This is a genomic window from Methylophaga sp. UBA5088, from assembly GCF_002414625.1.
Lineage (GTDB): Bacteria > Pseudomonadota > Gammaproteobacteria > Nitrosococcales > Methylophagaceae > Methylophaga > Methylophaga marina.
The window spans coordinates 30,736-40,061 of the sequence record NZ_DIAC01000125.1 but is presented as its reverse complement, the minus strand read 5'-3'; the positions used below and the strand labels follow the sequence as shown (position 1 = coordinate 40,061).

Here is a 9,326-nt window from a genome sequence, read left to right as displayed (position 1 = left end):
GCTTGTTGCAGTACATCCGTCAGCGATGGACCTTCAGCGCTGACAGCGCCAATCTGCTCGCCATTGTGGTAACTGCTGATGTGAATTTGCCAGTGCGTTTGTTGATAATGATTACGCCACGCGTTTTCTATGTCGACCAGCGCTGTTTTTGTTGAGTTATCTTCCTTGTCTAAAACCACACTTCTCACATAGTTAACGATTTCCGTTCGAAAAGTCTGATGATCAATGTGTAGTGCTTCATTCTCTAATTTTGTTTTAGCTTGGTCGGCGTGCACCAGTGGAGTACACAAAATAGTGAGCACCACACTCATAACAAATCTCATCATACCTATCTCCTTTTAAAGCCATAAATTGATCATCGTTGCGTACTTGGATGGGTAAAATCTGAAAACTATCCGTGAATAAAAAGAAATAATGGAAATCTTCAATTCAGAAAGAAAAGGGGATGGTGTAAGCTAGGCTTTTATGAACGTCTACAGCGGATCACCGATATTCGCTGTGATTCAATTACTATCTAGAGGTTATTCATGTTGCAAGGCAGCTGCCTGTGTCAGTCTGTACAGTATGAGATTGAAGCAGAACTTGGGCCCACAATGATATGTCATTGTGAAAATTGTCGAAAAGCCAGTGGCTCAGCTTACGCTATCAATGCAGCAGTGGAGACTGAACATTTTAAACTCAAGAAAGGTCAGGCTGCTCTAGCTGAATATGAATCTTCATCTGGTGTTTTTCGAGTTTTTTGTCAGCATTGTGGATCACAACTTTACAGCAAACGAGCCAGCATGTCCGAGCTCATACGCCTACGTTTGGGCACACTAGATACGGCGGTAGATATCCAAGTACAAGCACACATCTTTGTGAGTTCAAAAGCGCCATGGCATCAGATTTGTGATGACTTGCCTCAGTTTCCACAACGTCCGTAGTTTTTTTGATGATACTCAATAGCTCGATCATTATTATCGCTTTGGCGGTGGCGTTATATCTCGCTTTTTCTAAACGACTGAGAAGTTCTTCCTCTTGGAAAGCAACTGTCACACCGCTGGCATCGATTATGGGCAGTGGTTTTCTGATTAGCGCACCATTGCTGGCGAATACTGTCGGTAATTTTGCTGTGTTCTGCATGGCTTTACTGTTGTTATTAGCGTATGCCGTGGGTCATGCTATTCGCTTTAATATTCGTCATTTTGAGCCTATAGAACACGAAAAGGGTACTGTTCAAAATATTGCTTTCATCTCACGAATTGTGTTGGCTGCCGCTTATTTCATTTCTGTCACCTATTATTTGCAATTACTCGCTGCCTTTGTTCTGAAAGCAATGGGTGTTGATGATGAAATGTACGCTAATGTCATCACAAGCAGTTTGCTCATCCTTATTGGTGGTATCGGTATTTGGCGTGGACTGGGGGAATTGGAGAAAGTCGAAACCTATGCTGTCAGTTTGAACCTGGGCATGATTGCGGGATTGTTGTTTGCCTTATTGGTATACAACATTCATTTATTAAGCGGGGGAGAGTGGCAGCTACCCGATATTTCATCTGCAATTAATTTGGATGACTTTCGTGTCTTGCTGGGTTTATTAATTGTTGTGCAAGGCTTTGAAACCTCGCGTTATTTGCAGGCTGAGCATTCGGCTGATGAGCGTATTCAAACAATGCGAGTGGCGCAATTAGCTTCAGCCGTTATCTATTTACTATTTATTGGCCTATCCACTGTCTTATTCCACTCCGGATTAGATGCCGATGTCACTGCGATTACCAATATTATGTTGCCGGTAGCGGTAGTCTTACCGATGCTGATATCGATTGCTGCTGTGGGGAGTCAGTTCAGTGCGGCTGTTGCTGACACCTCTGGTGCCGGTGGTTTGGTTCAGGATATTTTGCAACATAAACTACCCGTGCGGTATGTCTATATAGCTATTACCCTTGTGACTGTTTTGCTGACATGGGCTACAAATGTGAATGAGATTATCGCTTATGCCTCGCGTGCGTTTGCTCTGTTTTATTTCATCCAAAGCCTGGTGGCAGCGATACTGGCTTATCAAAAGAAAGTCATGTGGCATAGTGTGTTTTTTACATTGATCGCGCTGATTTGTTTTAGTGTTTTCATGTTTGGTATACCTTCTGGTGGCTAGCCGTATCAGTCGTGTTGGCATAAAAAAATGAGTGATGGGAAGGAGAGGCGGATGGAAGATATCTGGCTACAAGCTGTAAAACGTATACATGCCATTGCCGAGACAGGCCGTGAGTTTAGTCATAACGAATATGACCTGGAACGTTATCGGGATATTTCAGGCTTAGCTCAGCAATTGCTTGCTTCATTAGCCAATACCCCCCTTGCTGCCATTGAAAATTTATTCCGCCCTGATGTGGATGATGGCGGTTACATTACGCCCAAAATTGATGTGCGAGGTGTGGTTTTCAAAGAGAAACAAGTCTTACTCGTGAAAGAGAAAATGGATGGTTTGTGGAGTTTACCTGGTGGTTATGCCGACTTGGGATTATCAGCGGCAGAAAATACTGAAAAAGAAGTGTATGAAGAAGCGGGTATTTTGGTCAAAGCCTCACATTTATATGCAGTAAGACATAAAGCAAAAGGTGACTATAAGCCAGATATTCGGGATTTCTATAAGCTCTTTTTCTTGTGTGAGGCTATGCCAGAACAGGAGATCAAAGCAGGAATGGAAACGGATGATGTCGGCTATTTTGCTATCGATGATCTCCCACCCTTATCTCAAGGCAGGGTGATTGTCTCAGATATCGAACATGCCTGGGAGTTTCTATGTGACCCTTCAAGACCGACTTTGTTTGATTAATTAAACACCAATTTTTACCCATGGAGATAAAATGAAATTTATACAAATATGCACATTGGCCTTATTGTTAGCCAGCACACAGATAACGCTTGCTGATACCGAGTCAGAAAAAGAAGCGGCGAAACTAATGGATGCCGTTGGTATGCAGTCGGCACTTGAGCAGTCAATGCAGCAAATGTTAGATGTGCAAATCAATAATAACCCTTCCTTGTCGCCATTTCGCTCTGTCATGAAGGAATTTTTCAGTAAATATATGAGTTATGAAAGCTTAAAACCGGACATTATTCGTATCTATGCCGATGCTTTTACTGCACAGGAATTAACAGATATTCGTGAGTTTTATGGCAGTAAAACCGGACAAAAAGCGATTAAATTGATGCCTCAACTTATGCGTCAGGGCGGAGAAATTGGTGCTAAGCGCGTTCAGGCGCATATTGGTGAACTTGAATCGATGATTAAAGCGGAAGCTGAGCGCCTCAAAAAAGAAGCGAAGTAGCTCCTGTTAGTGAGCCGGTTTGATATGAGTTAGTGGGTTTGATGTTAATGCACTGACCTTACATTTTTTTCAGTTTTAACCCAGCCTTAACTGGGTTTTAGCAATACTCTTGCGTAAAGATGAGGTTGACTGTGTTTCAGTAATACAGGAAATCTCATCAGCACTAAGCCGACACCTAAGGAGTCATTGCTGATGAATAAACCAATGAAAGTCATGCTGCAGCCGAACATAAATGATCAAGCGACTATTTATAGTCTTTCACCACTGTCTTTTCACATTGATAATCAGGATGAGTTATTACAGATGGCAGCGTCTCTGCAAAAGAGAGGGGATTTCAATACCGAATCTGCTACCTCCTTGGCCTCAGCATTAACGCTCTTGAATGATGCTGTCACAGAAAGGAAACACGAAGCTATCTTCTCTGATTTCCGACCATTTCTCACCCACTTTATCGATTTGCTCAAACACGCTTCTGAACCTGATGTCCGTAGCCACTACGGTTAGGCTGAGACATACCATCTGAAAGCTGGAAAACTTAACAGCTTATTCAGTAAATAATTCAATTAACGGATGCTAGCTTCTAAGCCAGAAGCTGGGTAGGTAAATCACGGCACGACGGAGTCAAAGTCGTGCCGTGTCATATCTAAGTTGATTTCTGCGCTTCTATACTACGTTTAATCAGTGGCGCAATTGTTGAGCCTTGTACAACGATAGAGAAAATCACGACCACATACGTCATCATTAACAACAAAGTGTGATAATCAACGCCATTGATATATAGCACGTCTTTGGGTGTCGATGCGGCCATGGCCAGAGCAAGACCACCACGCAAACCACCCCAAGTCAGAATCTTGATGGCATGTGCGTCATAGCTGCGGAACCGTTTGAAGCCGATGTATGGCAAGGCAACGCTGGCAAAACGGGCAAGTAGTACCAGTGGAATCATGACCAGTCCTAATCCAATCTCTGTCCAGCTGACTGGTAAAATCACCAGCATCAGACCGATTAACAGGAATAAAAGGGCATTCAGGAAAGCATCAACGGTATGCCAGAAATGAGATAGGGTGAACTGGCTGTGCTCAGAGAATCCAATTGTTCGTGTGATATTACCAATCACAATACCACTGACAACCATGGCCAAAGGACCGGATACATCAATCACATTCGCCAGAGCATAACCAGCGCTGGGAATACAGAGAGTAATGAGTAATTCGATACTGGAATCATTACTTCTACAGATACACCAGTGAGCTAAAAAAGCCAGTACGGCACCGAACACAATACCGCCTACAGCATCCACTAAAAATAGTTCTGCAACGCCAGAAAAAGTCGGCTCAGCACCAGAGAAAGCTAAGGCAAAAATAGTCGTGAAAACAACTAGGCCCACTCCGTCATTAAACAGGGATTCGCCTTCCACCTGCACCGATATTTTTTCTGGTGCATGCATTTTTTTGATAATGGCCAGCACAGCAATGGGATCTGTTGGGCTAATTAAGGCACCGAATAACATGCAGTAAATCAATGGCAAGTCCCAGCCCAAGAGTCCTAACACCCAAAAGCTGGCGTAGCCAATCAACACCGTGGAGAGTAGCGTGGAAAATAACGCCATGATAGTGATTTCCCAGCGCTGCTGACGCAACAGGCGGAGATCAATTTCCAAGGCACCAGCAAAGAGCAGAAATCCTAACATCCCCTTTAACAATAATAGGTTAAAGTTCAATCCCTCGAAGGCATCACTGATAGACGTGGCAAGATCGTTGCCACCAAACTTAATCAAGGCGATTAAAAGCAGAGACATGGCAACAGAGCCTGTGGTGATAGCTATAGTGGTTTGCAACCTGAGCAGGTATTGATTAGCAAAAGCAATAAATACCGACACCGCCGATAAAAAGCAGAGGAAATACCAAGCGTTCATGGGTTGCTCCAAATTTTAAGATCTGTTTTCAGAGCAAACGACCCAACGCCACTGTGAGAACAGTACTTAAATAGTGATAAAACTGATGGTATGAAGAGCTGGCAATGACACAGATAGTCCTACTAACGATGTCAGCGCCATACTATGATAGAAGTGACGCCAATATTGGAATTTGCTAACAAACAAATTGAGACGTGGAACCATACTACTTCTGCTCTGAACTTCACCAGCCGTTCAGAAATCGCAGTAAGTTTAATCCTAATCAAGTGGCCTGTAAAAACTAATTTTTACGAAACATAAGGGCGTTAAAGAATAAGCCCTGATTTGGAATTGCTCATCAAGTTAAGCCGTTTTTATATGCGATAATACCGAATATCAAAATAGCCATAAGCTGCAACAACTAAAAAACAACCTGCTGGCACCAGATATGAGAGTGCCGTTGTAAAATTATCAACCAAACTGCCTTGCAGAAGAGGCATTATGGCTCCACCTAAAATAGCCATGACTAATCCTGCCGCGCCAAATTTTGTATCTTCCCCCAGCTTTTGCAGTGCCACACCATAAATGGTTGGAAACATCAGCGATAAACTAGCGGATAACATCACCACAGCCCATATTCCTGTTATGTCAGGCACACTAGCCGCATAGACGCACAAAATCGATCCTGTTAATGCCAGAATCAGCATTAACTTTGACGGGTTAAAGCGTGACATAATGCCTGTCATGGTGAACCTGGCTATCAAAAAAACAAGCAAACTGTATTGTAAATAGCGACTTGCTTGAGTTTCAGTTCCACCAATGGCTTCCTGTACATACTGAATGGTATAGGTCCAGATACAGACTTGTGCAGCCACATTAAAAAACTGGGCAATAACGCCATAGCGGTAATGTTTATTAGCATATAAGCGCCCGAAACAGCCCTGTATATTGCTGCGTGTTTCCTGCGGGTTAACGCTGTTCGCTGTCGGCATTTTTATCATCAAGATAAGTAGCCAGATAATGAATAAAATGCACGCCATGGCGACATAAGGAAACATGACCGCTGTTAGTTCTTCTGCTTGAACCTGCTGTAAGGTTTCCAGTGGCATCATGGCGCGTGCAGTCGCATCAGCGACATTAAGGTTGGGGAGGATCAGCGTCGCTGCAAGAAACACACCTATGTTGGTACCCACCGGGTTAAAAGCCTGAGCCAAATTCAGCCGTTGCGTGGCATTGTCTTCCGGGCCAAGCGACATCACAAATGGGTTGGCTGAAGTTTCCAATATTGACAGGCCGGCGGCTAGCATGAATAGGGCCATCAGAAAAAAGTGATAATCCATGACCTGGCTTGCTGGGTAAAAAGCAAAAGCCCCTAATGTGGCTAAACCTAAACCCGTCAGTACACCTGTCTTGTATGAGTAACGATGATTAATGAAAGCAGCTGGCAGGGCTAGGCAGAAATAGGCACCATAATAGGCAAACTGAACCAATGCTGCCTCCACCTGACTCATGACAAATACTTTGCTGAATACTTTCACCAGGGGATCCGTCATATTGGCGGCTACACCCCAGGCAGCAAAACAAATTATCTATAACAAAAAGATATGGCGTTTATCACGATAAACAAAGGGTTTGAGTTCAGTCATTGTCTCTCCGCAACGTTGCGTAACTCATTAATAAAGTTATAGTCGATACTCGCCTAGATAACTGTCATTTGTCCAGTATCAGCAACAAGGGTACGACACTTCCCTAATACTAAATAGCTGTTGTATTGTGTTGCCTGTCATTCATGATTTATCAAAAGGACTGTGCATGCGAGCATTATTTGCTATTAAAGGATTTTTATTATTCAGCCTGATTGCTTTTTTAAATGCCTTTGTTGATTTGGGGCATAAGATTCTGATTCAAAACACTATCTTTAAAACCTATGATGGTGATGTACAAATCATGCTGTCAGCATTGGTTAATGCATTAATTTTATTACCGTTCATATTGATGATGACGCCATCATCTTTTCTTGCGGATAAATATCCGAAAAATAAAGTCATGCAATACAGTGCCTTATCTGCAGTTGTTGCGACGGTTCTAATTACGATTTTTTATTATATGGCTTGGTTCTGGGCCGCTTTTCTGATGACGCTGGCCTTATCGATTCAAAGTGCCATTTATTCTCCCGCCAAATATGGTTATATCAGGGAATTGGTCGGTGTTAAAAACCTAGCCTCGGGTAATGGTGTTATTCAATCTGTGACCACCACCGCGATTTTGCTGGGGACGCTGGCTTTTAGTTTTGGTTTCGAGTCTTTACTCAGCAAACACTATTATTATCAAGCAGAAGATATCTTGCCATTGATTGCGCCTCTAGGTTGGGTCTTAGTGGCTCTTTCCCTAATCGAGTGGTTAGCAGCCTTAAAACTTGAGCCGAAGTCATCTGTACGCAAAGAGCAAGAGTTTGATACTAAAGCGTATCTGAGTGGTCGTTCAGCCGTGGGCATTATGAAGGATTTGACTAGCAACCAAGTAATCTTTCGGTCTGTTATTGGGCTTGCCGTGTTCTGGTCTCTTTGCCAGGTCATGCTGGCCACTTTTCCTGCTTTTGCTAAAGATATTGCTGGTATCGATAATACGGTCATTATTCAGGGTACGATGGCCTTTGCCGGTATCGGCATCGTTATTGGGGCTTTTTTAGCGGGTAAGATGTCGTCCAACTATATCGAAACCGGGCTTGTTCCTCTTGGCGCGATGGGCGTGGCATTAAGTGTAGCGTTTGTCAGTTTTGCCATTACACCTTTTTTACAAGCGGTTAATTTCTTTTTACTTGGCGTATTCGGTGGGCTTTATCTGGTTCCACTAAATGCATTGATTCAATATCACGCTAAGTCTGGGCAGATGGGCCGAATACTGGCGGGCAATAACTTTGTTCAAAACATTGCCATGCTGTCTTTCTTGTTGCTAACGATTCTTGCTGCTTATGCAGGCATGAATAGCCTCGGGATTTTTGCGATTTTACTAGCGGTGGCCATAATCGGTGCCATCTATACCATCACACAATTACCACAATCATTAGCGCGTCTGGTTGTTTCAGTGGTGTTTTCGCTTCGTTATCGGCTCACTGTATTAAATATGGAAAGAATTCCAGCGAGTGGTGGCGTATTAATGCTGGGCAACCATATCAGTTGGATTGACTGGGCAATTGTGCAAATGGCCAGTCCACGTCCGCTACGGTTTGTGATGGCAAAATCTATATATGAGCGTTGGTATCTGCGCTTTATCTTTGAGTTTTTTAACATTATTCCTGTAGGGACGGGCGCAAGTAAACAGGCCTTGGATGCGGTCAGAGAAAGTTTAAATAAAGGGGAAGTCGTCTGTTTATTTCCCGAAGGCGCCATTAGCCGTAACGGGCACTTAGGTGAGTTTCAACGTGGTTTTGAAGTGGCTGCTGCTGATGCTGATGCGGTGATAGTACCGTTCTATCTTCGTGGTTTATGGGGGAGTCGTTTCTCACGCTCCAGTGATCGTTTGAAAACCTTACGAAGTAAGCAGTCGTTTTCGGACTTAATTGTGGCCTTTGGCGAACCTCTCGCGATCAATTCAGATCGCTTTGCTGTGAAACAAGCCGTTTTACAACTGTCGGTAGATGCCTGGACAAACTATACCGAAAGTCTGGAAACGTTGCCTGAAGCCATCATTAAAGGTTTAAAGCGGCAGGGCAGTGAAATGGCTGCGGCGGATATTATTGGATCAGCCACCAGTGGTCACCGGATGTTAAGTGCCGCTATTTTATTTTCTAAGCAGCTACCTGCTGATTGCCATCAAAACATTGGCATTCTAATGCCAAGCTCCAGTGCCGGAGTGATAGCCAATATTGCGAGTTTATTGAGTGGCAAAACACTGGTGAACCTTAACTTCACTGCATCGGCTGAGGCACTAGCAGCAGCCAGCAAGAAGGCTGATATTAATACCATTATCACGTCTAGAAAATTTATTGAAAAACTGGCTAATAAAGGGTTTGATGCGAGTCTTTTGGATACGGCCAAACATGTACTATATATGGAAGATTTGCGTCAGAATATTAAAAAGCGCGACTTCATTAGTATGATGGTTTTTGTTCGGTTAATGCCGTT

Annotated in this window: 9 protein-coding genes; 6 read left to right on the top strand and 3 right to left on the bottom strand. The window is 43.4% G+C overall.

The features are described 5' to 3' along the window. A partial coding sequence (locus tag B4K20_RS15540) for a hypothetical protein (RefSeq protein WP_289283609.1) occupies positions 1–326 on the bottom strand: 326 nt, incomplete at its 3' end. A gap of 201 nt (positions 327–527) precedes the next feature. Between B4K20_RS15540 and B4K20_RS15535 the strand changes: the two genes are divergently transcribed. The 5 genes from B4K20_RS15535 to B4K20_RS15515 all read left to right on the top strand — a co-directional run bounded on the left by B4K20_RS15535 (position 528) and on the right by B4K20_RS15515 (position 3,812). Then, positions 528–923, top strand: a complete 396-nt coding sequence (locus B4K20_RS15535; protein WP_289284428.1) for a GFA family protein — start codon at positions 528–530, stop codon at positions 921–923. 8 nt (positions 924–931) lie between these two features. Further along, entirely contained in the window at positions 932–2,131 is a 1,200-nt protein-coding gene (locus B4K20_RS15530; protein ID WP_289283608.1) for a hypothetical protein, read from the top strand. Positions 2,132–2,182: 51 nt separating this feature from the next. Further along, complete coding sequence (locus B4K20_RS15525; protein ID WP_289283607.1) at positions 2,183–2,812, top strand: NUDIX hydrolase; 630 nt, start codon at positions 2,183–2,185, stop codon at positions 2,810–2,812. Positions 2,813–2,843: 31 nt separating this feature from the next. Beyond that, a complete protein-coding gene (locus B4K20_RS15520; RefSeq protein ID WP_286304522.1) occupies positions 2,844–3,308 on the top strand; it encodes a DUF2059 domain-containing protein in 465 nt (154 codons plus the stop codon). A gap of 192 nt (positions 3,309–3,500) precedes the next feature. Further along, on the top strand, positions 3,501–3,812 hold the full coding sequence (locus B4K20_RS15515; RefSeq protein WP_286304523.1) for a DUF3861 family protein: 312 nt from the start codon (positions 3,501–3,503) through the stop codon (positions 3,810–3,812). A 139-nt stretch (positions 3,813–3,951) separates the two neighbouring features. Here B4K20_RS15515 and B4K20_RS15510 read toward each other — a convergent pair whose 3' ends face one another. Together B4K20_RS15510 and fucP are read right to left on the bottom strand one after the other, a co-directional pair. After that, positions 3,952–5,223 (bottom strand): cation:proton antiporter, encoded by a 1,272-nt coding sequence (locus B4K20_RS15510; RefSeq protein ID WP_289283606.1) that lies wholly within the window; start codon positions 5,221–5,223, stop codon positions 3,952–3,954. Between the two features lie 353 nt (positions 5,224–5,576). Further along, positions 5,577–6,788: an L-fucose:H+ symporter permease gene (gene fucP / locus B4K20_RS15505; protein ID WP_289283610.1), complete on the bottom strand. Its 1,212-nt coding sequence runs from the start codon at positions 6,786–6,788 to the stop codon at positions 5,577–5,579. 226 nt (positions 6,789–7,014) lie between these two features. Here fucP and B4K20_RS15500 point away from each other — a divergent pair. Further along, positions 7,015–9,326, top strand: a 2,312-nt coding sequence (locus B4K20_RS15500) for an MFS transporter (protein WP_289283605.1), incomplete at its 3' end; no start/stop codon positions are given.